Source organism: Kiritimatiella glycovorans (assembly GCF_001017655.1).
Classification (GTDB): Bacteria; Verrucomicrobiota; Kiritimatiellia; order Kiritimatiellales; family Kiritimatiellaceae; genus Kiritimatiella; species Kiritimatiella glycovorans.
The window spans coordinates 1198635-1224858 of the sequence record NZ_CP010904.1 but is presented as its reverse complement, the minus strand read 5'-3'; the positions used below and the strand labels follow the sequence as shown (position 1 = coordinate 1224858).

The window sequence follows — 26224 nt, the reverse complement described above, 5'->3', positions numbered from 1 at the left end:
TCGGCGTGCCGGGGTCAGGGCCGTCCTATTCGTGTCTTCCCGCGCGCCGCAGGATCTTTCTCTCCCGTTCGTTCAATGCGTTCATACCCTCGCGGGCGACCTTATCGAGGATGCGGTCGACTTCGCCCTCCTGGGGTCGGGACGAAGTACGCCGCGGAGGCGTACGCCGCGAGGATGACGAGCGGCCGCCCATGAACAGGTCCATCCATCCGAAGCTTCTGCGGAAACGCCACGGCTCGTTCTTCCGCACCAGGTAAACCGCATAGAGGAACCCCGCGACCCCGCCGCTGAGATGGGCTGAATTGGCGACATGGCCGCCCTGCTGTCCGAGCACCGACATCAGCTCGATGAGGCTGAGAATGCCTACGAGCTGCCAGGCGCGCAGCACGACCGGCGGGAAAAGAAGCTGCATGCGGGCGTTGGGAAACAGGGCGGCATAGGAGGCCAGCACGCCGAAGATCGACCCCGAGGCGCCGACGCAGATGCCCCGCCCGGAGAGCAGCGACCAGCCCAGCCCGCCGAGGATGCCGCTGACGAAGTACAGCGTGAGAAACCGGCGCGACCCGAGCGCGTATTCGACCGCGGGCCCGAGCAGGAACAGGGCCAGCATGTTAAAGAAGAGGTGCCCCGTGCCGCCGTGCAGGAAAATATACGTGACCAGCCTCCAGGCGGCGAATCGGTCGTACCAGTGGGCGTCGAGCGCGAACAGCGCCTCGATCCGCCCGGCGAAGACAAACTGGAGCAGGAACGCGCCGACCGTGATCATCAGCAGGTTCTTCACCATCGGCGTGAGTTGGCCACCGGCCATGGGTCCGCTCTGCATGTATGGGGTCATCCGCTTTTTCCTTTAGCCGTACGGGTGTGTTGGTCTACTCTCTCGAGACAAGCAAATGGCGGTCGATATTAACGACTACACGATCATCCGGCAAGTCTACGGAGGGGGATTCACCCGACTCCACGTGGCCCGCGACGGCTTGGGCCGCCGGGTCCTCATTCGCCGCCTCCGCGAAAAATACTGCTTGAATCCACTGATACGCAAGCGTTTTAACCGCGGGGGGAGTATCCAGGCCGACCTGAGGCATGAGAACATCCCGCGGATCATTCATCGCAGCCCCCACGGCCGGCAGCCGTTCATGGTGGTCGAGTACATCGACGGGGGGAACCTGCGCTCGCTGCTGCTCTCGCATCATGAACTGCTGGAGGCCCATCCGCTGTGCATGATACGCGGCATCGCGCAGGCGCTGGCCTACGTGCACGCCCGCGGCTATCTCCATCTCGACTGCAAACCCGAGAATATACTGATCCGCGAGCCGGCCAGGCCTGTGCTGATCGATTTCGATCTCGCCCACCCGTACCGGGGACGGCCGATGAAGCAGCGCAAGCTCTCGGGCACCCCCGCCTACCTCCCGCCGGAGACCCTTCAGTGGCACCGCGTGGATTCGCAGACCGACATCTACTCGTTCGGAATCGTGTGCTTCGAGATCCTCTGCGGACGCAAGCCCTATGAGGCCGCGGACACGCGGCACGAGGTACGCATCGACGATGCGGAGCCGCCGCCGTCGGCGTGCACGTATAACCCGGATACGCCCCCCGCGCTGGACCGCATTATCAACAAATGCATTGCGAAAGACCCGCGAATCCGTTATCCGTCCATGAGTCTCGTGATCAACCACCTGAATGCTTTGTCATGACTGATATCTACGTCCGCAGATTCAACAGCGCACCGCGGGGGCGGCGCTGGTTCCCGTGGATCATCATCCTGATCCTGGCGGGGGTCGCCGCGGGCTGGTGGTTCATGCGCTCGCGCGAGGCGGTATCCGCGGACCCCGGTCCGGCGCCGGCGGCACCGGCGTCGACCGAAGAGGGATCCGCCGCGCCCGAACCCGCCGAACCATCGGCCGCAAAAAGCGCCCCGGAGAAATCCGGCCGGGAAACGCCCCCCTCGCCCTCCCCCGCCGTGGAGGCGCCCGACCCGGCCGCGATGGAGGTCTTCCGCGAGGCGATGGAGCTGGTGCGCGGCAACCGTCTTCGCGCGGCACGCGATAAACTCTACGGCCTGCTCGAGCGCGATCTCGCCGAACGGCTGGCGAGCAGCACGAAAAATCTGCTCGGACAGGTCAATTCGGCACTGGCCTTTTCTCCCCGGGATATGCGTGAGAAGTCGGAGTATATCGTGAAGTCCGGCGACAACCTCTGGGAACTCGCGCGCCGGTTCGACACCACGGTGGCCTATCTCCAGGAGAGCAACGACCTGGAGAACGACGCACTCAGACCGGGGATGCGTCTGCGTTATCTGGACGGCACGTTCCGCGTGGACGTGGACAAGTCCCGCTTCATACTCGACCTCTATCTCAACGAGCGGTTTTTCAAACGCTACCGCGTCGCGATCGGAAAGCACGACCGCACGCCGGAGGGGACGTTCAAGGTGGGCGATCCCGTTGTGCACCCGGACTGGTACAGCCCGGACGGGCTCATCCCCTACGGCCATCCGGACAATATCCTCGGCACCCACTGGCTGCCGCTCATCTCGAAAGACCGCCCCGAACTCAAGGGGTACGGCATCCACGGCACCCGCGATCCCGCCTCGATCGGCAGCGAGGCGAGCGCCGGGTGCGTGCGGATGATGAACAAAGACATCCGCGAGGTCTATATGCTCGTCACGCGCGGGACCCCCGTCGTCATTCACGAATAGGAGAGTACCCATGTCCGCTCCGCTTCCTTTTGAAAAACCGATTATCGATCTCGAAGAAAAGCTGCGCGAACTCGAGAAGTTCAGCGAGACCCAGAACATCGACGTCTCACTGGAACTCGAGCGCATGAAAGAGAAGATCGAGACGACCCGGCACAACATCTACAGTCATCTCACCCCCTGGCAGCGGGTCCAGCTCGCGCGTCATCCCGAACGGCCTCTGGCCATGGACTACGTGGACCGGCTGACCTCGGAGTTCATGGAGCTGCACGGCGACCGACGCTATCGCGACGACCGCGCGATCTTCGGCGGCCCGGCGAACATCGACGGCCGCCGCGTGATGGTGATCGGGACCCGCAAAGGCCGCGACACCAAAAGCAACCTGGCCTGCAACTTCGGCTGCGCCTACCCCGAGGGATACCGCAAGGCGCTGCGCCTGATGAAACTCGCGGACCGCTTCGGGCTGCCCATCGTGACCCTGATCGACACCCCCGGCGCCTACCCCGGCATCGAGTCGGAGGAGCGCCACATCGCCGAGGCGATCGCCGTCAATCTGCGCGAGATGTTCGCCCTCCGCGTCCCGATCGTGGTCACGGTCACCGGCGAAGGCGGCAGCGGCGGCGCGCTGGGCATCGGGGTCGGCGACCGGGTGCTGATCTTCGAAAACAGCTATTACTCGGTCATCTCGCCGGAGGGCTGCGCCGCGATTCTCTGGAAGGACCGGTCCTATGCCGACCGCGCCGCGGAGGTGCTCGGTCTTACCGCCGACCGGCTGAAGGAACTCGGGCTGGTCGACGAGATTCTGAGCGAACCCGTCGGCGGTGCGCATGCCGATGTCTCCCGGGTCTACGAAACGCTTAAGGAAGCGCTCCTGCGGCATCTGGACGAGCTGAGCGGCAAACCGACGGATGAACTGATCGAGGAGCGCTACCGTAAGTTCCGCGCCATGGGCCGGTTTACGGAAGAGGCGCGGCCGGCGACGCCGGGCGCGTAATCTCGTTACGTCCGACCGGGATCATCGTAATCCTGATCTGCGAGTTCGAGCTGGATTATGATTGAGCGTTGTGACTACCCGCAGATGGCCGCCGGATACGGATGTGCAGTTCGCGGAGCTGCTGTTCGCTCACGGCGTTGGGGGCGCTCATCATCAGATCCTGCGCGCGCTGGTTCATCGGGAAGGCGATGACTTCGCGGATATTCTTCGCCCCTGCGCAGAGCATGACGATGCGGTCGATGCCGGGGGCGATCCCCGCGTGCGGCGGCGCGCCGTAATGGAAGGCGCGCTGCAGCGCCGGAAAGCGGCGGTCCACTTCGCCCCGGTCGTACCCCGCGATCTCGAAGGCGCGGTACATCAGCTCCGGATCGTGATTCCGCACCGCGCCGGATGAGAGCTCGACGCCGTTGCAGACGATGTCGTACTGGTAAGCCAGCACGTCCAGCGGATCCTTCTCCTCCAGATCCTTCATCCCTCCCTGAGGCATCGAGAAGGGATTGTGACTGAACTCCACCTCGCCGGTGTCCTCATTGAGTTCATACATCGGGAAATCCACCACCCAGCAGAACCGGTAGATCGTTTCGTCGATCAGTTCCAAACGCCGACCCAGTTCGTCGCGCACCCGTCCGCCGATCCGCAGCGCGTCCTTTTCCGCGTCCGCGACGAAGAACATCACGTCTCCGTCGTCGACCTCGCCCGCGGCCTTGAGCCGGTCGAGTTCCTCCCGGCTCAGGAACTTGGCGATCGGGCTCTTCTCCCTGCCGTCCACCCAGGCGATATAGGCCAGCCCCTTCGCCCCGACCGACTGGGCGTAGCCGATCATATCATCGAAAAATTTGCGCGGCCGCCCGGCGCAGCCCTTCACCGCGATCGTACGCACCGTCCCGCCCTGGGCGACGGTATTCGCGAACGCGTTGAATCCGCTGTCGCGGAATATCTCCGTCACATCGCGCATCTCGAGCGGATTGCGCAGGTCCGGCTTGTCCGTCCCGTACTTGTCCATCGCCTCCCGGTACGGCAGCCGCGGAAACGGGACCTCGGTCATCTTCCTGCACCCGTACTTGCGGAACACCTGCACCATGACGTCTTCCACCGCCTCGAACAGTTCGTCCTGCGTGACGAAGCTCATTTCCATGTCGAGCTGGTAGAACTCCCCCGGCGAGCGGTCCGCGCGGGCGTCCTCGTCGCGGAAACAGGGCGCGACCTGGAAGTACTTGTCGAAGCCCCCCACCATGAGCAGCTGCTTGAACTGCTGCGGCGCCTGGGGCAGCGCGTAGAAACTGCCCGGATGCAGGCGACTGGGTACGAGATAATCGCGCGCGCCTTCGGGCGAACTGCTCGTCAGAATCGGCGTCTGGTACTCGCAGAATCCCCGTTCGGTCAACACCTTGCGCATCTCGGTGATAATCTGTGAGCGCAGCACGATGTTCCGGTGCAGCGAGTGGCGGCGCAGATCGAGGTAACGGTGTTCCAGCCGCATGAACTCGGAACAGTCGTCCTCCCTGGCGATCTGGAAAGGGATCGGTTCCGCCTCGGCCAGCACCCGCATCTCGTCGGCGCTCACCTCGATCTCTCCGGTCGCGAGGCGCGGATTCACGGTTTCCGGGCTGCGCGCCGTAACCGTGCCGGTGAAGCACAGAACGCTTTCCACCCGCCAGTGCTCGATGTCGCGGTAAAAGGGCTGGCGGGGATCGATCACGATCTGAGTGATGCCGTAATGATCGCGCAGGTCGATAAAGATGACTCCGCCGTGGTCACGGACGGAATGGACCCAGCCCGATAACCGTACGCGTTCGTTCACGTCCGCCTTCTTCAGTTCTCCGCAGTGATGGGTTCGATAGGGATGCATGGGGACTTTCCTTGTCGGGTTCCGGAATACTCAGGTTTCAGGTCTCTTACTCAGGTTTCAGGTCTCAGGTCTCTCACTCAAAACAGGTTTCAGGTCTCTCACTCAAAAACCTCTCTTACTCAGGTCTCAGGTTTCAGGTTTCCCACTCAAAAACCTCTCTTACTCAGGTCTCAGGTTTCAGGTTTCCCACTCAAAAACCTCTCTCAGGTTTCCAACCTCAAACAAACGCTCGTCTTTCACGGTCCGCTGTTCGCCGGTGGAGAGGTCTTTAAGTACGGCCGTGCCCTCGCGCAGCTCGTCTTCGCCGCGGATCACCGCGTGATTCGCACGCCGGCGGCCGGCCTTGCGCATCTGCGCCTTCATGCTTTTGGGCTCCAGTTCCATGCCGCAGCGGATGCCGGCGCGGCGGAGGCGGCACGCCAGCTCCATGTTCGCGTCGAGTGCGCTTTCGCCGAGAGAGATCAGCCAGACGCCTCCCGAGGGCGCATGGTCCTCGTCCCGCACCCCTTCGGCGCGGAGGGCGTCGATCACCCGTTCCATGCCGACGGCGAACCCGACGCCCGGAACGGTTTTGCCCTCGAAGGTAATCTCGTAGCGTCCGCCGCCGGCGATCGCGTTCTGCGCCCCCAGGGCGTCATGGGTGAGTTCCCAGACCGTGTGCGCGTAATAATCCAGCCCGCGCACCAGTTTCGCGTCCTGTTCTGCGTCCAGGCCCAGGGCCTCGAGCAGGGTCCGCACCTTGTCGAAATAGCTGCGCGACTCTTCGCGCATGAAGGTGACCGGCGCAGGGATCTCGGCCACGATCTTCCGGCAGGACTCCTGCTTGCAGTCGAGGACGCGCAGCACGTTCTGGTCGATGCGGCGCGCGCAATCTTCGCAGAGCTGTTCGCGGACGGGTTCAAGCGCCGCGCGCAGGCCGTCGGCGACGGTTTTTCGCTCGTGCGGGGCGCCCTGCGTATTGAGACGGACGCGGGCGCCCTTGAGTCCCATGGCCTCGAGCAGGGCGACCTGCAGGGCGATGCATTCGGCGTCGACCCTGGGGTTCGGCGCGCCGGTCGCCTCCACGCCCGCCTGGTGAAACTGCCGTTTGCGTCCCTTCTGGGTGCGTTCACAGCGGAACATCGGTCCGAGGTAATACACGCGGGCCTGCAGTCCTTCGGCCCCCTTCCCGGCGAGACAGCGGATCACGCCGGCGGTGCCCTCCGGCCGCAGGGCGAGGCGGCGGCCGCCGCGGTCCTCAAAATTATACATCTCTTTCGTCACCACATCGCTCGTCTCGCCCAGCGAGTGGAGATAGATGCCGAGGGGTTCAACGACGGGCGTGCGGAGTTCTTCGTAGCCGTAGCGCTCAAAGACCTCCCGTGCCGATGCCTCGAGTGCGCGCCAGAGGCAGACCTCCGGCGCTTCAAAGTCGCTCATCCCCTGGACCGGCTGGAAGGCGTCGGTTCCCATGGTCCCTGTCAACCGCCCGTAATATTGCGGCGCATGATGCGCCCGGGCTTGAATTTCACGACCTTGCGCGGGGGGATCGTGACCACGTTTTCCGGCTGATTCGGGTTGCGGCCGATACGCTGTTTGCGTTCACGAACTTCAAACACGCCGAAATTGCGAAATTCCACGTTCTCGCCCTGTTCGAGGGCCTCGATGATGTAATCGAGCGTCTTCTGGACCACCCCGTACACCTGCTTCTGCGTTAAATCCGTCTCATCGGCGATCCTTACCACGAGATCCCGCTTCGTCATGATCCGTCCCCCTTTTTTCGTCCGATTCCTAAAAAAATCTTAAGTGGTGAATGATAGGGCTTTGCGCTCACGCGTCAAATGGTTTGCCCGAAAAAGCCGTCCCCTGCGCCCCCGGGGCGCGCATGTTCATCGATTGGCCACCCAGTGCAGGTACATGAACACGAAGAACAGGATGCCGGTCAGAAAGGTGAGGCTCTTATTGAACGGGTAGAAATGATCGTGGGGGTGGATCACCACGGCGGTCTCGCCCGGTTTGACGCGGTACCCCTCCCGCACCTTGACCTCGAGCACATCCGCCACGGACAGATCGTTCTTCCCGTATTGATCGCCGACCTTCAGCTCGGCCTGCTCGAGAGCGGCGCGCGCCTCTCTCAGCTCTCCGAGCGCTTTGCGCTGATCCGCCTCCGTCCCCTGTTCCCGGACGCGCCGGTAGGCCTTTTCCGCTTCAAACACCGCCCGCTCCAGGTCGGTGGCCGCGATCTCGGCCACCACCTCGCCGGGACGGACCTCCTGCCCCTCCTCCACCTGCACCTCCGTCACCCGTCCGGCCCTCTCGAAGGACAGTTCCACGCGCTGCGGGTGCTTCTTCAGCACGCCCTCGGTGGGGAACCATCCGTCGCGGATCGCCCAGATACAGAAGATGAAGCAGGCGATGGCTATAATGAGGAAGTCCTTGGTGCCTTTGATCTTATATTTCTTTTTCGGGGACATATCCGCCTCCGTTTAATAGCTCTTCGCCATGACCACCCGGGTACGGCTTTCGTTCCCGCAGCAGATGCATTTACCCGGCTCGGTAAAGCCCTCCTCTTCGAGCGGCACCGAACGGATCGTCACGGAAAGCTCATCATTGATCCTCTTTTCACACTCTTCGCGGCCGCACCAGTGCGCCCTCGCGAAGCCGCCGTGAATGCCGGGCCGCGCCCCGTCGACAGGGGTGAAAAACGACTCCAGCTGCGAGAACGTATCGACCTCGCGCGTGTGCCTTTCGCGCCGGTCGAGCGCGCGCTCGAAGAGCGAACTCTGAATATCCTCCAGCTCGCTTCCCACGTTCTGAACGAACTGCTTCCACGGCAGCGAAGTCTTCTCCTTCGGTCCGCGGTCGCGCCGGGCGACGAAGACGGCGTCCTTCTCCATGTCCCGCGGTCCGATCTCGACCCGCAGGGGAACGCCGCGTCGCACCCACTCCCAGCCCTTTTCGCCCGCATTGACCTCGCGGTCGTCGATTTCGACCCGAACCGGCGCCCCGTCGAAGCGCTCCTGACGCAGCGCTGCGGCCACCTTGTGGACGTAGGCCATGATCCGCTCCCGGTCGCTGTCCCGGCGTATGATCGGCAGCAGCACTGCGTGAGCGGGGGCCAGGCGCGGCGGCATCACCATGCCGTCGTCGTCCGCGTGGGTCATGATGAGTCCGCCGATCAGGCGGGTCGACACGCCCCAGGAAGTCGTCCACGCGAATTCTTCGCGCCCTTCCCGGGACTGGTAGGTGATGCCCGAGGAGCGCGCAAAGTTCTGCCCCAGGAAGTGGCTGGTTCCGGCCTGCAGCGCCTTGCGGTCCTGCATCATCGATTCGATGCAGAGCGTGCGCACCGCCCCCGGGAACCGTTCACCGGCCGTCTTCTCGCCGGCGATCACCGGCATGGCCATGAAGGATTCCGCGAAGGTCTGGTAGACGTTCAGCATCCGCACCGTCTCCTCCCATGCCTCGGCCTCCGTCTCGTGGACCGTATGCCCCTCCTGCCACAGAAACTCCGCGGTCCGCAGGAAGAGCCGTGTGCGGAGTTCCCACCGCACCACGTTGGCCCACTGGTTGATCAGGATGGGAAGATCGCGGTAACTCTGCACCCAGCGGGCGTAGGTGGCGCCGATGATCGTCTCCGAAGTGGGCCGCACCACCAGCGGCTCTTCCAGTTCGCCGGCCGGCTGCAGGCCGCCTTCCGGCGACGCTTCCAGGCGGTGATGCGTCACGACGGCGCATTCCTTGGCGAAGCCCTCCACGTGCTCCGCCTCCTTTTCGAGATAACTCTTGGGGATGAAGAGCGGGAAGTAGGCGTTGCGGTGCCCGGTTTCCTTGAACATGGCGTCGAGCCGGTCGCGGATGTTTTCCCACAGGGCGTAGCCCCAGGGGCGGATCACCATGCAGCCGCGCACCGGGCTCGTCTCCGCCAGGTCTCCCTGACGGACGACCTGCTGATACCACTCTGCGTAGTCGTCTTCCCTCGTCGGGGTAATCGCCGTCTTGCGCCTGTTTTCCGCCATGGTCGCTCCTGAATCCCGAATTCGTCTCTTGTGAATGCAGCCGTTTATAGCGGATCAGGAGGAGCCTGACGAGTCCCCGTCCCGCCCGATTCAGGCATCCGGGGGCGCGAGTTCGGCGATCCGCGCCATCACCTTGCGTCCGACCTCCGCATAGCCCTCTTTGCCGCGTTTATCCGGCTTGAGTTCGGCCGGCGGGATCGGTGCGCCGTACCGTATCCGCACCGGTTTCGGACGGATCCCCTTCGCGCCGCGCGGGTAGGCCTGCCGGGTGCCGGAGATATAGGCCGGCACGACCGGTACTCCGCTGCGGGCGGCGATAAACCCGACCCCGCCCCGCGGCTCCTGGAGTTTCCCGTCGCGCGTGCGCGTGCCCTCGGGGAACATCCCGATCACGGCCCCCGCCTTCAGGCAGGAGATGGCCGACTTGAGCGCGGCGCGGTCGGCTTCGCCCCGCTTGACCGCGATCACGCCCACCGACTCCATCCACCACTTCGGAAAGCCGGGTTTGAACAGGGTGTGACGCGCCATGAAGTGGACCACCCGGCCCTTCACGCCGCTGCCGAGTACGGGCGGGTCGAGAAAGCTCGCGTGGTTGGCGGCGATAATGCATCCGCCGCGCTGCGGTACATGCTCCGCCCCGCTCGCCCGGAACGCGTTCCAGCAGCGGAGGAACCCGCAGAAGAGCGCCCGGCTGAAAAAATAGACGCCCGGCCGGCACCAGGGTTCGTATTCGATCCCCGTCCCCTCGTGGACCCGCCGCAGGATGGTCTCGACTTCCTCCTGCACGCTGAGGGCGGTGTTGTCGATCTCGATCGCGCCCCGGGGTACGCGCAGCGGGGCGGCGCGCCGGGTGCTGTCGCGCTGATCCCGCTGCTCCAGTTCCTCGAGAACCCGGTGGGCCTCGCCCTCTTCTCCCCGCGCGAGCAGCTCCTTCGCCCTGCGCTGCGCCCGCGCCTCGGGGCTGGCGTTGAGAAAAAACTTCAGCGGTGTCCGCGGAAACACGACGCTGCCGATGTCCCGCCCTTCCATCACCAGCGGACCCAGCCGCCGGAGACGGCGCAGGCGCCGGTTGACCCAGCGCCGCACGGCGGTCACGGCGGCAATGTCCGAGACGTGCGCGCGGACCTCCGGGCCCCGCAGCGCATCGCCGGGCCGCCGCCCGTCGACGGAAAACCGCACGGCGCCCTCTTCGACAAAAAAACGCCAGTCGGAGCGCCGGACCACACGCATGATCTGCCGGGCGTCCGCGGGATCGGCCCCCGCCTCCAGGGCCGACCAGGTGACCCCGCGATAGAGCGAACCGGAATCGACGTACAGGAACTGAAGCTCCATAGCCGTCTTCCGCGCCACGGTGGATTTGCCCGAGGCCGCGGGGCCGTCGATCGCAATGATCGGCATGGCATGAATCATGGGTTCACCTCGATCCCGCGGGTTGAGCCGCCGAGTGCGGCAAAGTGCTCCCAGAACTGAGGATACGAGGTGTCGACGCAGCCGACGTCGGCGATCTCGGCGGGGATGCCGCACGCCGCGGCGAGCACCGCGGACGCCATGGCGATCCGGTGATCGCCGTAGCCGGGGAGCGGAGCATCGGGGGTCTGGAGCCGGGCTCCGCCCGCGATGCTCATGCCGTCCTCGCGTTCGTCGACCTGCGCGCCGAAGGCGCGCAGATGGGCCGTCATCGCACTGATCCGGTCGCTCTCCTTCACCCGCAACTCTTCCGCGTCGCGGATCTCCGTCCGACCCTCCGCCAGCGCCCCGGCCGCCGCGATCAGCGGGAGTTCATCGATGACATTCGGGATCTCCGCGCCGGCCACCTCCGTGCCGTTCAGCGTCCGGCCCCGGACGAGGATGTCGCCGAGCGGTTCGCCTTCCGCCTCGCGCTCCGTGATTTCAATCTCCGCGCCCATCCTGCGCAGCACGTCGAGGATACCGGAGCGCCGCGGATTCAGTCCGACCCCCTCGATCGTCACCTCCGCGCCCGGCCGGGCGGCCGCGGCGACCAGCCAGAATGCCGCCGAGGAGATATCACCGGGGACCACGATCGGCCGCGCCCGGAGCCGGGGGCCCCCGGACGCCGGACCTTCGAGTTCGATGGTGTCGCCGTCCACGCGGATGTCCGCGCCCAGGTAGGCCAGCAGACGTTCCGTATGATCTCGGCAGGGACGGGGTTCCAGCACGCAGGTCGTGCCGCGGGCAAACAGGCCCGCGAGCAGCACGCAAGACTTGACCTGGGCGGACGCGACGGGCAGCGCGTATTCAATGGCCTCCAGCCCCCCGCCCCGGATGCGCATCGGGAGCGTGTCGCCCGGCGGGGTCAGTTCGACCGCCGCACCCATCCGCTCCAGCGGATCGCGGATGCGGCTCATCGGACGCCGCCGCAGCGAGGCGTCGCCGGTCACCACCGTCTCGAACGGCCGGGCCGCCAGCAGGCCGGCCAGCAGGCGGGCGCCGGTCCCCGAATTGCCGAGGTCGAGTTCGCGGTCCGGCTCGGAGAGCGCCCCTCCGGTGCCCTCGATCTCCAGCCGGTCGCCGTCACGCCGGACCCGGGCGCCCAGCACCGAGACGGCGTTAAGGGTCGCGCAGCAGTCGTCGGCGAAAAGATAGCCTTCGACGGTCGTCACACCCTCCGCGACCGCGGCCAGCAGCGCCGCACGGTGCGAGATGCTCTTGTCGCCCGGCGCGCTCAGCCTTCCCTGCAGGGGTCCTGCCGCATCGATCGCTCTGTTCATCCGTTCCTCGTTCCCGTTCCGCCGGGCCTCATTCGGCCGGCTGTTTCCCGGACGGCGCGCGGGTGTTCAGGGCGAGCACCGCCGCGCGCCGTTCGGCCGCGGTGCGCAGCCAGCGTTCGAGGTCGTCTTCCGCGCCGTCGGCGAGCAGGCGGCTCAGTGCGTCCAGTTCCTCGCGCGCGGCCCCGACCTCGGCCGCCACCGCTTCGCGGTTGGTCGTGAGGATGTCCCGCCAGACCTCGGGCGAACCGGCGGCGACGCGGGTGGTGTCGCGGAACCCGGTCCCGGAGTAGGCGGCCTTCTCCGGCTCACGGCCTGCGGTCCGCGCGAGCGCGGCGGCGACCAGGTGCGGCAGGTGACTGGTACGGGCCACGATCCGGTCGTGTTCCCCGGGGTCGAGCAGGTGCACCGTCGAACCGGCGGAGATCCACATATCCCTGACGCGCTCCACGGCCTCCGGCGCGGCGTCCGGAACCGGCGTTATGAGCGTCGCGGCGTCTTCGTACAGGTCTTCCCTCGCCGCCTCCAGCCCCTGTCGCTCGGAGCCGCAGAGCGGGTGGCTGCCCACAAAGACGGGACCCTCTTCCGGGAGCACCGGCGCGAGGATCCGCTGCAGCCAGCTCTTGGTGCTGCCCACGTCGGTCAGCACGGCATCTCCGCGCAACCCGGGCAGGCTCGCCCGGACCAGCTCGGGGATGGCCGTGATGGGGACGCAGTATACGACCAGCCCGGCCTCGCGCACCGCGTCGGCGGGGTCGGCGAACACCTCGTCCGCCACCCCGCGATCCAGCGCCGTCGTGCGGGTCGCTTCACGCCGGGCGTACGCCGAGACCCGCCGCCCTGCCCGACCGCGCAGCGCCATGCCCAGCGAGGCCCCCATCAATCCCAGTCCCATAAGCGCGACATCGGCCACGGTCTACTTGCCCTCCGGTTCCAGGCTGCGCTCCACCGCCCGGGCGACGCGCCCGGCCTCTTCGACCAGGCGCTCGAACTCCGCGGGGCGCAGCGACTGCGGACCGTCGGAGAGCGCCCGTTCGGGGTCGGGATGGACCTCGACCATCACGGCATCGGCCCCCGCGGCGATCGCCCCGCGCACGAGCGCAGGCACGAGGTCGGCGTGCCCGCAGCCGTGACTGGGATCCACCATGACCGGCAGATGGCTTTCGCGACGGACGACGGGCACGGCGCTGAGATCGAGCGTATTGCGCGTCAGGGTTTCGATGGTGCGTATGCCGCGTTCGCAGAGGATCACCTGCTCATTGCCCGCATTCATGATGTACTCGGCGCTCATCAGCCATTCCTCGATCGTATTGGCCATGCCCCGCTTCAGCACCACCGGCCGGCGCGACCGGCCGGCCTCCTTGAGGAGCGTGAAATTCTGCATGTTGCGCGCGCCGATCTGCAGCAGGTCGGCGTACTCCGACACCAGTTCCACATCCTTGGTGTCCATGACCTCGGTCACCACCGGAAGCCCGGTCTCGCCGCGGACGGCGCGCAGAATCTCCAGTCCTTCCCGGCCGAGCCCCTGGAACGAATAGGGGGACGTGCGCGGTTTGAAGGCGCCTCCCCGCAGCATGTGCGCGCCGGCGGCCTTTACGCGGCGCCCCACTTCGAGCATCAGGTCGTAGTTCTCGACCGCGCACGGTCCCGCGATCAGCACGACCCCCGTCCCGCCGATGAACAGCGGCGCGCCCTCGTCATGCACCGCCGGCACGCGGATACGGGTGCGCTCGGGCCGCATTTCCGCGCTGGCGCGCTTGTACGGCTTCAGCACCGGCATCACGTGCTCGACGCCCGGGAGCGCCTCCAGCGGCTTCGAACGCAGGATCGCCTCGTCGCCGATCACGCCGACGATCGTCCGCTCCGTCCCGCGGCTGACGTTGGGACTGAGCCCCCATTCCTCGACCCGTTCGATGACGTGCTCGATCTGCTGATCGCTCGCGTCCTTCCTGAATACAATAATCATTCCGAAATCTCCCGGAAGGCTTCGATGAGCCGTTCGTTCTGTTCGGGCGTTCCCACCGTCACGCGCACGTAATCCGGAAGCCCGTACGCGCCCATCGGGCGGACGATAATCCTGCGCCGCTGCAGCTGTTCAAAGACTTTTCCGCCGTCTCCCACGCGCACGAGCATAAAGTTGGCGACCGAGGGGACCGTTTCGCAGCCGAGTTCGGCCAGGGCGGCGGCGACGGTACGGCAGCCCTCGGCGGCGAGCGTGCGCGTGCGCTCCACGTGCGCGTCGTCGTCGAGCGCCGCCTCCGCAGCGGCTTGGGCGAGCACGTTCACGTTGAACGGCTGGCGGACGCGATTGAGCAGCCCGATCACGGCGGGCGCCGCCGCCGCGTAGCCGATGCGCAGACCTGCGAGTCCGTAGGCCTTGGAGAAGGTCCGCAGCACCAGCACGTTTTCCCGCCCCTCGCGCACGTAGCGCATCAGATCCGGCCGCCGGTCCTCCGGCATCATTTCGATATAGGCTTCGTCGAACACGGCCAGGCAATGACCGGGCAGGCGTTCGATGAAACGGTCGAGGTCCTCCTGCCCGACCGCGGTACCGGTCGGATTATTCGGGTTGCATACGGCGACCAGCCGGGTGTCGGGGGTTACGGCCTCGAGCAGGGCGTCGAGGTCGTAGGTGAGATCCGGCATCGGCGCCGCGACCACACCCGCGCGGTACAGGGCGGCGACGAGCCGATATACGGCGAAGGCGCATTCGCCGGTGACCAGATTGAGCCCCGGCCCCAGGAAGACGTGGCCGAGAAAGACGATAAGCTCGTTGCTTCCGTTGCCGAAGAGGAGATGCTCCGGGGTCAGATCCAGTTTTGCGGCCAGCTTGCGCTTGAGGTAGAAGCAGCCGCCGTCGGGATAGCGGTACACGCCGGCGGCCTGATTCCGGATCGCTTCCACCGCCTTCGGCGAAGGACCCAGCTCGTTCTCGTTCGACGCCAGCTTGAGAAAGTCCTCCACGTCGTCGAACCCCAGTTCGCGGGCCACCTCGGTGATCGGCCGCCCCGGTTCATAGACCTTGAGGTTCTCCACCCATTCGTTCCAGATAGGTTCCATCGGTGCTGTCCTTTGCGGTCGGTGCGTTCAGCTTTCCGTGCCGCCCATGTTCGGGTAGGAACCGAGCACGCGCAGCATCAGACAATGTTCCGAGAGTTTCTCCAGCGTCCGTTTCGCCTCTTCGTCTTCCGCGTGCCCTTCGAAGTCGACAAAGAAATTGTACTCCCAGGCCTTGGTGCGGTTCGGACGCGATTCGATGCGCGTCATGTTGACGCCGCTGCCGGAGAAGACCGAAAGGGCGTCGTAGAGAGCTCCGGCTTTGTGTTTTACGCTGAAGAGGATCGAGGTCTTGTCCTTACCGGTCGGCGCGCTGAAGGAGCGGCCCAGCACGAGAAATCGGGTCACATTACCCGAGACGTCCTGGATGTTTCGCTCGAGCACGGAGATGCCGTACAGGTCCGAGGCCAGCCATCCGGCAATCGCCGCGCTGTCTTCCTCGCGGGCGGCGCGCTCCGCGGCGGACGCGGTGCTGCCGACCGGGATCTGCTCCACGCCCGGCAGGTTCTCGTTGAGCCAGCGGCGGCACTGGCCGAAGGCCTCCTCCTTGCTGTAGACGCGGGCGATCGATTCGCGGCCCGCGCGGGAGAGGAGGTTGAGCGAGATCGGCAGAAAGATCTCCGCGCAGATCCGCACCGTCGTGTCGACGAAACGGTCCAGGGTATGCGTCACCGCGCCCTCCGTCGAGTTCTCGATCGGGACGACGCCGTAATCCACGTTGCGGTTCTCCACATCGCTGAATACATCCCCGATCGTGCTGCAGGAGACGTATTCGACGCTGCCGCCGAAACGCGAGCGGGCGGCTTCGTGGGTAAAGGTGGCGCGCGGGCCGAGATACGCGATTTTAAGGTCGCGTTCGAGCGCGAGCGAGGCGGACATGATTTCGCGGTAGATCGCCCGGAGCGACTCCGCCGGCAGCGGCCCGCCGTTCAGTTCCTCCAGACGCTGCAGCACCGCGCGTTCGCGCGAGGGCACGTAGATCTCCGCGCCGGCCTCTTTTTTCAGCTTCCCGATCTCCAGCGCGATACGGGTGCGCTCGTTCAAGAGCCGCACCAGTTCCGCGTCGATCGCGTCAATCTTCCCGCGCCACTGGTCCAGTGTCATGCTGCTCTCCCGCAGGTTCCGATTCCGCCGGCCGGGACGCTTCGTCCGCCCCGCCGTCTTCTGCGCCCCCGGACGGCTCCTGCGGTTTGCGTTCCCGCGCCTCCCGCTCCGCGCGGCGCAGCTCCTCCATATTCGGGAGATCGCCGAGGGTCTTCAATCCAAAGTGCTCCAGAAATTTCTGCGTCGTGCCGAACAGCCACGGCCGGCCGGGCAGTTCGCTGCGTCCCGTGGCCTTGACGAGCTGCAGCTCCACGAGGTTGCGGATCATCTGGTCGGCGGACACGCCGCGCACGGATTCCACTTCCGCCCGGGTGCACGGCTGGCGGTAGGCGATGATGGCCAGGGTCTCGAGGGCGGGCTTGGTCAGCTTCGGCGTCCGGTTGCGGTCGAGCATCTGGCGGATCCAGGGACCGCACTCCGGGCGGTTCTCGATCCGGAACCCGTGGGCCACCTCGGCGACCCGGAGTCCGAGCCCGGCCGCCTCGAGGTCGCGCACGAAAGACTCCACCGCCCCGGCGAGATCGCGTTCGGTGGCCTCGGCGTACTGCGCGTAGACGCCCCCCTGCACCTCCGCGGTCTCGCGCAGCACGCGGCGCATACGCTTGACTCCGAGCGGCTGCCGGGCGGCGAACAGCAGGGCGCCGACAATCTCCTTGAGTTCGGGCATCGCGCGGTGTTCGTTCATGGGGCCTCCTCAAGATCGCCCGGGACCGTCGCGGCGGCGGTCTCGGGTCCTTCGCGGCGGCGGATCACGATGCGCCCGAAATGCGCCTCCTGTTCGGCCACGAGTTCGTTGAGCTTGATCAGTTCGAGCACGGCCAGGAATGTGCAGACCATCTCCTGGCGCGATTTTCTTCCGGTGAAGAGCGACCGGAGTTCGATCTCCCGCCCCCCCCCGGTCTCCCGGAGCACCTCGTCGACCATGTCCGCCACGGAACAGGGTTCGGCGAAGATCTCGGCCACCTCTTCCGGCTCCGCGCGCTCCAGGGCCTCGTTGAGCGCCGAGATCAGGTCGAAAATACCGACGTCGCTGAAGGCGACTTCCGGCTGCGGGCCCAGTTCGAGATGCTCGCCCTCGGGCCCGAATACGTCGCCCTGCTCCTCTTCGCGCCCCTCCAGGTATCCGGCGGCGTCCTTGAATTTCTTGTACTCCACGAGCTGGCGCACGAGGTCCCAGCGCGGATCGTCCTCCTCTTCCTCCTCCTCTTCCGCGCGGTCGTCCTCGGGCAGCAGCATGCGGCTCTTGATCATCATGAGCGTGGCGGCCATGACCAGGAACTCGCCGGCGATCTCCAGATCGAGAATCCGCATCAGTTCGAGGTATTCGATGTACTGGCGCGTGATGGTCTCGATGGGGATATCGTAGATATCCAGCTCGTTCTTCTTGATCAGGTAGAGCAGCAGGTCGAGCGGGCCCTCGAATATCTCCAGCCGGACCTTGTACTCCTTCGATTCGGCAACGGGAGCCGCTCCGCTGTCGATGTCCCCGCTCACGGCGTATCCTCCCGGCCGATCGCCCCGGGCGGCAGTCCCACGGCCTCCCGGGCCCGGCTCAGCGTCCGGCGCGCCTCTTCGCGCGCCCGCGCCGCGCCGCGCGCCAGGACGGCCTCGACCGCCTCCGGATCGCGCGCGAGTTCTTCGCGGCGCGCGCGCATCGGCGCGAAATACGCCTGGATCCTTTCGAGCAGATCTTTTTTCACGGTGCCGTAGCCCAGGCCGCCGGCGCGGTAGCGTTCCGCCAGCGCCTCCGTCTCGTCCCCGGCGGCCAGAAGCCGGTAGAGCGCAAACAGATTGCAGGTGTCCGGGTCCTTGGGCGCCTCCAGCGGCGCCGAATCGGTTACGATACGCATGACGTTCTTCTTCAGGGTCTTCTCGTCGCCGAAGATATCGAGCGTGTTGCCGTAGGTCTTCGACATCTTTTTCCCGTCGATCCCCGGCACCACGGCGACGGAGTCCCGGATCTCGGGTGCGGGGAGGCGGAAGACCTCGCCGAACTGGTGATTGAATTTGGCGGCCACGTCGCGGGTGACCTCGACGTGCTGTTTCTGGTCGCGGCCGACGGGCACTTTGTCGGACTGCACGCACAGGATATCGGCCGCCATGAGCACCGGGTACGCGAACAGGCCGTGGCTGGGGGTCACGCCCCGCGCGGTTTTGTCCTTGTAGGAGTGGCACCGTTCGAGCAGCCCCATCGGGGTGACGACGGAGAGCAGCCAGGCCAGTTCATGGACCTCCGGCACGTCGCTCTGCCTGTAAAAGGCGGTCCGCTCGGGGTCGAGTCCGCAGGCGAGAAAATCGAGGGCCACATCGCGGGTCCATTCACGCAGCCGGGCCGCGTCGTGCACGGTGGTCAGGGCGTGGTAATCCGCGATGAAGAGGTAGGCCTCGCCCTCCTCCTGCATCTCCAGCGCCGGCTTCATCATGCCGAAGTAGTTCCCGAGATGTAATTTACCCGAGGGCTGCACCCCCGAAAGAATTCTCGAACCCGCCATGGCTGCTCCTCTCCCTTTGACGGACCACGCCGATTGCGCGCAAAGCGCATACGGTAGCGAAACGGCGGCCAATGTGAAACGAGAAACTGAACCCGGAGCCGGTTTCCCCGACTTCAGGGGACGGACTCCGTAATACTCAGACATGCACTGGCGGGCAGCCAGGCTTCCCGGCCGTCGGGAAACCGGGCGCGGACCCAGCGTTTCCTGCGGCCCAGCCAGTCAAATTCGACGGCTTCGTGGAGGGGCGACTCGTAGGCGGCGTCGTAGGCGTAGCCCGGTCCGAGCCGGGCTTCAGCCGTGCGGATGAGGACCCCGCGCGGGGGCTGAAGGGCGGAGGTCAGCAGCGAGAGCAGCAGCGTCGCGGCGACGAGACCGCCGGCTATGCAGGCGGCACGCGGCACCCGGCGGCCGGCGAAACGGGCCGCGATGAACACCCCCCAGCCCAGCAGGTAGACGGCGATCAGCGCACCGCCGCGCAGCAGGGGACTCCAGCGCGAGAACCGGCTCCAGAGCGCCGCCAGTCCGGACCCGGGGGATTCCGGTTCCGGGAACCGGTCCTCGCGCCGGGCGCGGATGACGGCGAGGCTCTCACGGATACGGGCATCAAAGGGACGCCTCCGTTCGGCGAGACGGTACGCCGCCAGCGCCCGGCCGTCGCGCCCCGCGAAAAACCAGCTGTTTCCCGCGTTCAGATAGTGTCCCCTCGCCTCGAAGACCAGCGCGGCGTGTTCGAAAAGGGGTCTCGCGCGGTCCGGCTCTTCCGTGCGCAGCTCCATCGCGCGGTCGAAGATAAGCTCCGGAGAGGGCGTTGCTCCGGGCGCGGCGCCGGCATGGCAGGCCAGCATAAGGATCAGCAGCAGCGCCGCCCGGGTGGCGCGCTCGATCCGGCCCACCAGTTCCCGGCGCGGCGGCGTCCTGCGAACGTCCATGCGCCGCGGCGCGTAACGCTCGGCGTCCTCCTGTTCGAACCGCGCGCCCACGGCTTCGATGAGGGTTGGATCCACCCCGCGGCGGCGCAGTTCGCGCGATACATTCCCGAACGTCACGGCTTCGGGGGCGAGATTGAGCCGTTCGCCCAGGTAGGTGCGCCAGGCCGCTTTTTCGTCTGACCGCGCCCGGCGGCGGAAACGTCGGGCGGCCCGCAGGGCGCGCGCGTAGGCGGGATCTCTCCTGCAGCGCTCGCGCCGACGGACGGCGGGTCGCAGCACGAGCCACAGGAGCGGAGGGAGGGGAATACACAACCAGCCGTACCGGGCCAGCGCGCCCAGAGCTTCATAGATATCCATGTGCCGTCCGCCTCCGTTCCTGTTTCCGCGTATGCCCTCCGCCGCCCGGACCGTGGCCGCCTCGCCCGAACGATCCGGCTGGTAGATCCGACGCTCGCCGTCCGCGCGCACCGTGACGGTGAGGGGCGCGGTACGCACCATCTTATACTCTTCCGCGACGGGATCGAAAAACTGGAGCGCGAGGGCGGGTACGGTTTCCAGCCCCGCGCGCACCGGACGCATCACGTAGGTGAACGACCTCCGCGATCCGTCGCTCTGTTCGCGTATGGGGCGGGGATTCACGCGGAACCCGGGACCGGTGTCGCCCAGCACGGGTTCCGGGATCCGCGCCAGATCCGGGCCGTAACCGGTCCCCGCGATTTCGACGGTCAGCAGCATCGGTTCACCGACCCTGACGTCCTCCGGATCGACCGTCGCACGCGCCGAGACCGTCTCCGCCACGCCGGTATAGCGCTCCGTTCTGCCGCGTGACGGGAGGGCGGCGACCCGCACCTCCGGCACCGGACTGCTCAGGTAGATGCGTTCGAAGGACTCATCGGATTCGGGACCATTAAAGAAATGGTTATCGAAATAACTCGGATAACGCCCCTCGTGCGCGGGCCCCTCGATCAGCGCACACCGCATCGCGACCGGCTCCGAAGGCAGTCCGCCCGGTTCCCGGGGTATGATGCGGAACGAAAACGCGATGCGCTCTCCCCGTCCCTCGATCGTCTCCCGCCGCGCAATCACGCGGCGTCCGTTCACGGGCAGACCGATGCGCCGGGCTTCGGGCACGCCGGGTTCCATCGCCCGGACCCCGAGCGAGGCTCCCCGCAGCAGCGGGAGGTCGAGCAACAGCCGGCGGCACCGCTTGAAGGGAACCCGGCTGGTCCAGGTCACCGTCACGATGATCGGCTGGTCGACGACCGCTTCCGTCTCGCTGACGTCGACCTGTAGGTCCATCTCCTTTGCCGGACGCGCGGCGGGGGCGGCCTGCGGCGAAGCGTCGCTCCCGTCCTCCGCCCCAACCGCGACGGCGCCTGCGAGCAGCGCGCCACACACCGCGCGAAGCAGGTCTCCGGCCACGGCCCCGTTTTTGTGTATCCCGCACATGATCACGTATCCGTCTCTGTTCCCGGTTCTACCAGTTCTTGTTCACGCCCGAGGCGCGGCGACCCCTTCGCTCTGCGCGTTCCTTCTGATTCTCGGCCTCCTCCGCGAGAATCTCGCTCGCGGAGTAATCCGGTTCGGGCAGCCGGCGGTTTTCGAGCGCCACGCGCAGGCTCTCCGCGCTCATGGGGATCGATCGCTGCGAGGGGGCGACATTCTCCGCGCCGGGGTCTCCTTCTCCGTACTCCTCTTCGAATTCCCCGGGGCCCGGCCGTTGCGCGGCGTCGCGGTCTGGATCTCTTGCGGTCGACTCAGGCTCCCCGGGGGGCAGCGCACGCTTCACCTCGCGTATCTGTGCGCTCACGCCGGCGATCCGCCGGGCGGCGGGCCGGTCTCCCGGGCGGAGCAGGGCCGCGCGCAGGAAGGCCTCGCGGCCGGCCTCCAGCGTCGCGAGCGCCACGGCGGGGTCCTCGCGGATTTCCCTTTGCGCCCGGCGCCACAGCGTATTTCCCCGTTCCATGCGTCGGGCGTACTCTCCCTCCGGCTCCCGGTTTTCCGGCGAGCATCCGGCGATACACAGGAGCAGGAGAAGGAGGCGGACCGTCCGGTACCGGAGCGGGGCTCCGGCCGCCAGCCACCAGCACAGCAGCGCCGCGGCGATCAGCCACGGACGCCCCTCGGTATAGACCACCGCGCCCTCCTCCGCCGCGGGTCCGGGCGGCGCCTCCGCCGTGAAGCGCGTATAGACCGACCGCAGGTCGAAGGGCGACGTCCGCGCGGGGAAATATTCCACGTGCGGGCTGATCCGTGCCAGCCTGTGGAGGGTCTCCTCCTCCAGCCGGGAAACCACGATACGCCCTTCATGGCGCATCCATTCATTCGTGGACGACGGATCCGGCACGCGTGCGCCCAGCTCCGGATCGCCGAGACCGATCATCAGCACGCGCGCTCCGCAGTCCGCGAGCTGCTTCGCGGTCGCATCCAGGTCGCTTCCGTGGTCCTCGCCGTCGGTAAAAAAGACCACATCCGTTCGGTTTTCCTCCCCTTCGGGAATCATCAGGTCGATGCTCTTCTCGATGGCCGCCTGGAGGGTCGTGCCGCCGATCTCCGCGTCCGAGGGCGCGGCGCGTTTAAGCATGTACTGCACGAAATGATGGTCGCGGGTCAGCGGCACCCGCACGGCCGCCGAACCCGCGAAGGTGATCAGGCCGACTCTCCTGCCCTGCAGCGACGGGAGGGCCTCATGAATCGCGATGCGCGCCGATTCGAGCCGTGAGGGAAAGAGATCTTCGGCGAGCATGCTCCGGGAGATATCCAGCGCGAGCACGAGGTGGCGTCCGGTTTCCGCGCCCGGTCCCGGCCTGGGATTCCAGGCCGGCGCGGCGAGCGCCGTGATCAGGGCGGCGAAGGACGCGAGCCGCCAGCGGCGTCGACGCGGGGCGGACGGGCGTTCGTCGTTCGCCCCCCGCAGCTGTTCCGCCGCGAGGCGGTTCCGGTGGGCGGCGCGGCGCATCAGCCACCCGAGAGGCGGCAGGAGGAGCAGAAGCAGCAGCATGCGGGGTTCATGAAAGATCATCCGCGCTCCTCCTCCGCCACGCGCAGCACCGTGGACCGCAGCACGGCCGCGGCCAGGAGGAGCACGAGGGCGGGCAGCAGGAACCGCGCTGAGATCGACGCGTAGTCGACGCGGCGTGGAATCGCCGTGCTTATCGCGCTGGTTTCGAGGCGGTCGATCGTCTCATACGCGCCGGTCAATCCCCCGGCATCGCGGATCTTCCAGAACGCGCCTCCCGATGCCGTGCAGACCGACTTCAGCAGCGCTTCCCCTTCGGTCAATTCCGGATCCCTGCGGCCGGTCTGCGTTTCCGGTTCGAAGGCGTCCCGGCCGAGACTGATGCCGTAGATGCGGATGTCCCACTGCGAAGCCATGCCCGCGGCCTGCCTGGGAAGATGGCGCCCGCAGTTGTTCTCCCCGTCTGTGAGCAGCACGATCACTTTATTCCGGACCTCTGCACCGCTTCCCTCGCCCTGTACGCCCCAGTTCTCCATGCGGTGGAGCTGGGCGGCCGCGAACGCCAGGGCGTCCCCGTACGCCGTACCGTCCTCATGCGGCCGGTCCTGGATCTCGACCCGCCGGACGATATCGATGAGTGCCTCGTGGCCGAAGGTCAGCGGGCTGAGGGTATCGGCGTAGCGCGCGAAGGTGATCAGGCCGATCAGATCGTCCGGCCGCCGGTCGATGAACGCCGCGACCGCCTCTTTGGCCGCCTCCATACGGGTGACGTTCCCGCCCTCCGGCCGGTCGATGCTCTGGTCCATGCTGCTGGAGATATCCAGCAGCATCTCGATGGCGATGCCCTCGCGCGTTTCGCGCCGGACCGGTTTTTCGACACGCGGTCCGGCCATGGCCGTGATGAGCAGCGCGGCGGCGAACGCCGCGAACATACGCGGCACCGCCAGCCATCGCACGCGTCCCGGGGGCGGCGCATCGCGCCAGTCCGCCAGGCTGGAGACCGGAATGCCGCCCCCGCGCCTCCGGCGCAGCAGCGTAAGGGCCGCGGGCAGCAGAAGCAGGATCCAGGGGTGCGCAAAGCTCATTCCTGCGTCTCCGGTTCGGGCGCCTCGGGCGGGTCGGCGGGGTCGACGTCTCCGACGACGATACGCAGCGGCGGAAAGTGCATCCGGCGACCGTCCGCGCGCACGACCAGGTTCGTCAGCACCCGCGTTCCGGGCTCCATGGCCTGCCAGACCAGCCGGCGGGCCCGGCGTATGCGGCCCTCGGGTGAACGGGTCAGCGGGAGGGCCTCATCGGCACGCAGGAGCAGATTCGACACCGCGGGGATCTCGAAGCGCAGCGACGTGTCCCCCTCTGTTTCCGCGCTCAGCACCGCCGTCAGGGGCTCGCCGGGCAGACCGCGCAATGTCGCCGGCTGCCGCCTCAGGTTCAGTTCCTGCGACGCCGCCGGCATCGTGGCGGCCAGCAGCAGGGCGGCGACGGCCGCCCGCAGGCCGGTGCGCCCGTTATCCGCCTGTTTCATTCGCCGCTCTCCTCATGCGCCGCCTGAAGAATCCCGCCAGTTCAGCGGCGCAGTTCGATTCCGTATCGCACTCAATTAGGTCCGCGCCGGCCGCCTCGAGTTCGCGTTTCAGCGCCGCGCGCCTCTGGTCGAACGCCCGTCCGTAAACCTCCCGGTTCGCGTGGTCCAGCACACAGATCATCGAATCGCCCGTCTCCGAATCCTCCACCGACACCAGACCGCAGGCGGGCGGGTTCTTCTCGCGGAGATCGTTCACGGCCACGGCGACGAGGTCCTGCCGGAAACTGACCGGTCCGAGCCGGTCGCGATCGGCGTCGAACAGAAAATCCGAGACCCAGAACACGAGCGAACGGCGCTGTGCGAGGTGGGCTACGGCCTCCAGGGCCGGCTGCGGGTCCGTGCGGCGGCCCCGCGGCTCGGCTCTGAGCAGATCGCTCAGCAGGCGCAGGGCGTGGGGGCGTCCTTTGCGGGGCGGGATGATCGCCTCCACCCGATCCGAAAACAGGATCAGGCCCACGCGGTCCTGGTTACGGGTCGCCGAGAGCGTGAGCAGGGCGACGATTTCATGCATGACCTCCCACTTGGTCCTTTCTCCGCGCTCGCAGCGGCACGAGGCGGAGGTGTCGACCACAAACCAGACCGCGAGTTCGCGTTCTTCGACGTAGCGTTTGAGATGCGGGTGGCCCATGCGCGCGGTCACATTCCAGTCGATCGCGCGCACGTCGTCTCCGGGTTCATACGGCCGGATCTCGTCGAAATCCATACCGCGGCCCTTGAACACGCTGCGGTATTCTCCGGCGAGCAGGTGTTCGACGGGGTAGCGGGTCCGCAGCCTGATCTGCCGCAGACGCTGTTCCATCTCCGCGGGCATGGTCCTAGGTCCCGTTGACGGGCACCTGCTCGACGATACGATCCAGCAGGCGCTCTGAGTTCAGTCCTTCCGCCTCGGCGCGGTAGCTGATGGCGACCCGGTGGCGGGTCACATCATGCAGCACCGCCTTGACGTCGTCCGGCACCACGTAATCCCTCTCGCGGACCAGGGCGTGCGCCCGGGCGAACAGGGCGAGATAGATGGTGGCGCGCGGCGACGCCCCGAACCGGATATAGGGTTGGAGTTCCTCGAGGCCGCAGGAGGCGGGCACGCGCGTGGCGGCGACCAGCCGGAGGATATACTGCTCGATTTCCGGGGCCATGAAGATCTGTTCGAGGGCTGCGCGCATCTGCCTGATCTCCTCCAGCGAGGCCACCGGCTCGACGTGCATGGACGGGGCGGGACGGGCCATGCGGCGCAGGATGGTCTGCTCTTCATCGGGCGCGGGGTAGTCCACCAGCAGCTTGGCCATAAAACGGTCCACCTGGGCCTCGGGCAGGCTGTAGGTGCCTTCCTGTTCGATGGGGTTCTGGGTGGCGAGCACCATGAAAGGATCGGGGAGCCGGTGCGTATCGTGTCCCAGCGTCACCTGTCGTTCCTGCATGGCCTCGAGCAGTGCGCTCTGGACCTTGGCCGGGGCGCGGTTGATCTCGTCCGCCAGCACGAGGTTGGCGAAGACCGGCCCCCGTTCCGTTTCGAACGATCCCGTGCGGTGATGATAGATCCGGGTGCCGATCACGTCGCCCGGCAGCAGGTCCGGTGTGAACTGGATGCGGCTGAAATCCGCACCGAGGGCGGAGGCGAGCGACTTGACGATCAGCGTTTTGGCCACGCCGGGCACGCCCTCGAGCAGGACGTGGCCGTTGCAGAGCAGGGCCATCAGCATCCGTTCGATCAGGGCCTGCTGACCGACCACCACGGACGCCATGGCCTCGCGCACCTCTTTGAGGCGGTTTCCTATTGCGGCGGTATCGCCCTCCATGCGCTCTTCCTTCCTTCGATGCAAAGATACGGATTATAGCTCGCCGGAA

Annotated in this window: 24 protein-coding genes; 3 read left to right on the top strand and 21 right to left on the bottom strand. The window is 66.7% G+C overall.

Annotation, left to right across the window (positions count from 1 at the left end; translation table 11 throughout):
• Positions 1-25: 25 nt before the first annotated feature.
• Positions 26-835, bottom strand: coding sequence for a rhomboid family intramembrane serine protease (locus L21SP4_RS05050; protein WP_082116543.1), 810 nt, complete (start codon positions 833-835; stop codon positions 26-28).
• 55 nt (positions 836-890) lie between these two features.
• Here L21SP4_RS05050 and L21SP4_RS05045 point away from each other — a divergent pair, with 55 nt between their 5' ends.
• From L21SP4_RS05045 to L21SP4_RS05035, 3 genes are read left to right on the top strand one after another with little or no spacing between them, the layout of a single operon-like run.
• Positions 891-1691, top strand: coding sequence for a serine/threonine protein kinase (locus L21SP4_RS05045; protein WP_052881640.1), 801 nt, complete (start codon positions 891-893; stop codon positions 1689-1691).
• Complete coding sequence (locus L21SP4_RS05040; protein WP_052881639.1) at positions 1688-2692, top strand: L,D-transpeptidase family protein; 1005 nt, start codon at positions 1688-1690, stop codon at positions 2690-2692. Before L21SP4_RS05045 ends, L21SP4_RS05040 begins: the two co-directional genes overlap by 4 nt.
• Positions 2693-2702: 10 nt before the next feature.
• On the top strand, positions 2703-3683 hold the full coding sequence (locus L21SP4_RS05035) for an acetyl-CoA carboxylase carboxyltransferase subunit alpha (protein WP_052881638.1): 981 nt from the start codon (positions 2703-2705) through the stop codon (positions 3681-3683).
• Positions 3684-3738: 55 nt separating this feature from the next.
• Here the strand turns inward: L21SP4_RS05035 and aspS are convergent, their stop codons facing one another.
• The 20 genes from aspS to L21SP4_RS04935 all read right to left on the bottom strand — a co-directional run bounded on the left by aspS (position 3739) and on the right by L21SP4_RS04935 (position 26175).
• Positions 3739-5532, bottom strand: coding sequence for an aspartate--tRNA ligase (aspS, locus tag L21SP4_RS05030; RefSeq protein ID WP_052881637.1), 1794 nt, complete (start codon positions 5530-5532; stop codon positions 3739-3741).
• A 177-nt stretch (positions 5533-5709) separates the two neighbouring features.
• The gene (gene hisS / locus L21SP4_RS05025) at positions 5710-6984 is read right to left on the bottom strand and encodes a histidine--tRNA ligase (RefSeq protein ID WP_052881636.1); all 1275 of its coding nucleotides are present in this window, start codon (positions 6982-6984) and stop codon (positions 5710-5712) included.
• 8 nt (positions 6985-6992) lie between these two features.
• A complete protein-coding gene (locus L21SP4_RS05020; RefSeq protein ID WP_052881635.1) occupies positions 6993-7274 on the bottom strand; it encodes an HU family DNA-binding protein in 282 nt (93 codons plus the stop codon).
• Between the two features lie 126 nt (positions 7275-7400).
• On the bottom strand, positions 7401-7985 hold the full coding sequence (locus tag L21SP4_RS05015) for an HlyD family secretion protein (RefSeq protein WP_052881634.1): 585 nt from the start codon (positions 7983-7985) through the stop codon (positions 7401-7403).
• A gap of 12 nt (positions 7986-7997) precedes the next feature.
• A complete protein-coding gene (gene proS, locus L21SP4_RS05010; protein ID WP_052881633.1) occupies positions 7998-9530 on the bottom strand; it encodes a proline--tRNA ligase in 1533 nt (510 codons plus the stop codon).
• Positions 9531-9620: 90 nt separating this feature from the next.
• A complete protein-coding gene (gene cmk, locus L21SP4_RS05005) occupies positions 9621-10940 on the bottom strand; it encodes a (d)CMP kinase (protein ID WP_082116542.1) in 1320 nt (439 codons plus the stop codon).
• A complete protein-coding gene (gene aroA / locus L21SP4_RS05000; RefSeq protein ID WP_052881631.1) occupies positions 10937-12259 on the bottom strand; it encodes a 3-phosphoshikimate 1-carboxyvinyltransferase in 1323 nt (440 codons plus the stop codon). Before aroA ends, cmk begins: the two co-directional genes overlap by 4 nt.
• 28 nt (positions 12260-12287) lie before the next feature.
• Positions 12288-13169: a prephenate dehydrogenase gene (locus tag L21SP4_RS04995; RefSeq protein WP_144413760.1), complete on the bottom strand. Its 882-nt coding sequence runs from the start codon at positions 13167-13169 to the stop codon at positions 12288-12290.
• 3 nt (positions 13170-13172) lie between these two features.
• A complete protein-coding gene (gene aroF / locus L21SP4_RS04990; RefSeq protein WP_052881629.1) occupies positions 13173-14222 on the bottom strand; it encodes a 3-deoxy-7-phosphoheptulonate synthase in 1050 nt (349 codons plus the stop codon).
• The gene (gene hisC / locus L21SP4_RS04985; RefSeq protein ID WP_052881628.1) at positions 14219-15316 is read right to left on the bottom strand and encodes a histidinol-phosphate transaminase; all 1098 of its coding nucleotides are present in this window, start codon (positions 15314-15316) and stop codon (positions 14219-14221) included. The genes aroF and hisC overlap by 4 nt, the downstream gene beginning before the upstream one ends.
• 27 nt (positions 15317-15343) lie before the next feature.
• A complete protein-coding gene (gene pheA / locus L21SP4_RS04980) occupies positions 15344-16417 on the bottom strand; it encodes a prephenate dehydratase (RefSeq protein WP_052881627.1) in 1074 nt (357 codons plus the stop codon).
• Complete coding sequence (scpB, locus tag L21SP4_RS04975) at positions 16386-17102, bottom strand: SMC-Scp complex subunit ScpB (RefSeq protein WP_052881626.1); 717 nt, start codon at positions 17100-17102, stop codon at positions 16386-16388. The genes pheA and scpB overlap by 32 nt, the downstream gene beginning before the upstream one ends.
• Positions 17099-17911, bottom strand: a complete 813-nt coding sequence (locus L21SP4_RS04970; protein ID WP_096335059.1) for a segregation and condensation protein A — start codon at positions 17909-17911, stop codon at positions 17099-17101. Before L21SP4_RS04970 ends, scpB begins: the two co-directional genes overlap by 4 nt.
• Positions 17908-18909 carry a tryptophan--tRNA ligase gene (gene trpS / locus L21SP4_RS04965; protein ID WP_052881625.1) on the bottom strand — a complete coding sequence of 334 codons (1002 nt, stop codon included), beginning with the start codon at positions 18907-18909 and terminating at the stop codon, positions 17908-17910. The genes L21SP4_RS04970 and trpS overlap by 4 nt, the downstream gene beginning before the upstream one ends.
• 113 nt (positions 18910-19022) lie before the next feature.
• A complete protein-coding gene (locus L21SP4_RS04960) occupies positions 19023-21287 on the bottom strand; it encodes a BatD family protein (RefSeq protein WP_052881624.1) in 2265 nt (754 codons plus the stop codon).
• Positions 21288-21315: 28 nt separating this feature from the next.
• Positions 21316-22860: a vWA domain-containing protein gene (locus tag L21SP4_RS04955; protein WP_052881623.1), complete on the bottom strand. Its 1545-nt coding sequence runs from the start codon at positions 22858-22860 to the stop codon at positions 21316-21318.
• Complete coding sequence (locus tag L21SP4_RS04950; protein WP_052881622.1) at positions 22857-23882, bottom strand: vWA domain-containing protein; 1026 nt, start codon at positions 23880-23882, stop codon at positions 22857-22859. Before L21SP4_RS04950 ends, L21SP4_RS04955 begins: the two co-directional genes overlap by 4 nt.
• Complete coding sequence (locus L21SP4_RS04945; protein ID WP_052881621.1) at positions 23879-24322, bottom strand: hypothetical protein; 444 nt, start codon at positions 24320-24322, stop codon at positions 23879-23881. The genes L21SP4_RS04950 and L21SP4_RS04945 overlap by 4 nt, the downstream gene beginning before the upstream one ends.
• Entirely contained in the window at positions 24306-25193 is an 888-nt protein-coding gene (locus L21SP4_RS04940) for a DUF58 domain-containing protein (RefSeq protein ID WP_052881620.1), read from the bottom strand. The genes L21SP4_RS04945 and L21SP4_RS04940 overlap by 17 nt, the downstream gene beginning before the upstream one ends.
• A gap of 4 nt (positions 25194-25197) precedes the next feature.
• Positions 25198-26175, bottom strand: coding sequence for an AAA family ATPase (locus tag L21SP4_RS04935; RefSeq protein WP_052881619.1), 978 nt, complete (start codon positions 26173-26175; stop codon positions 25198-25200).
• Positions 26176-26224: the final 49 nt, after the last annotated feature.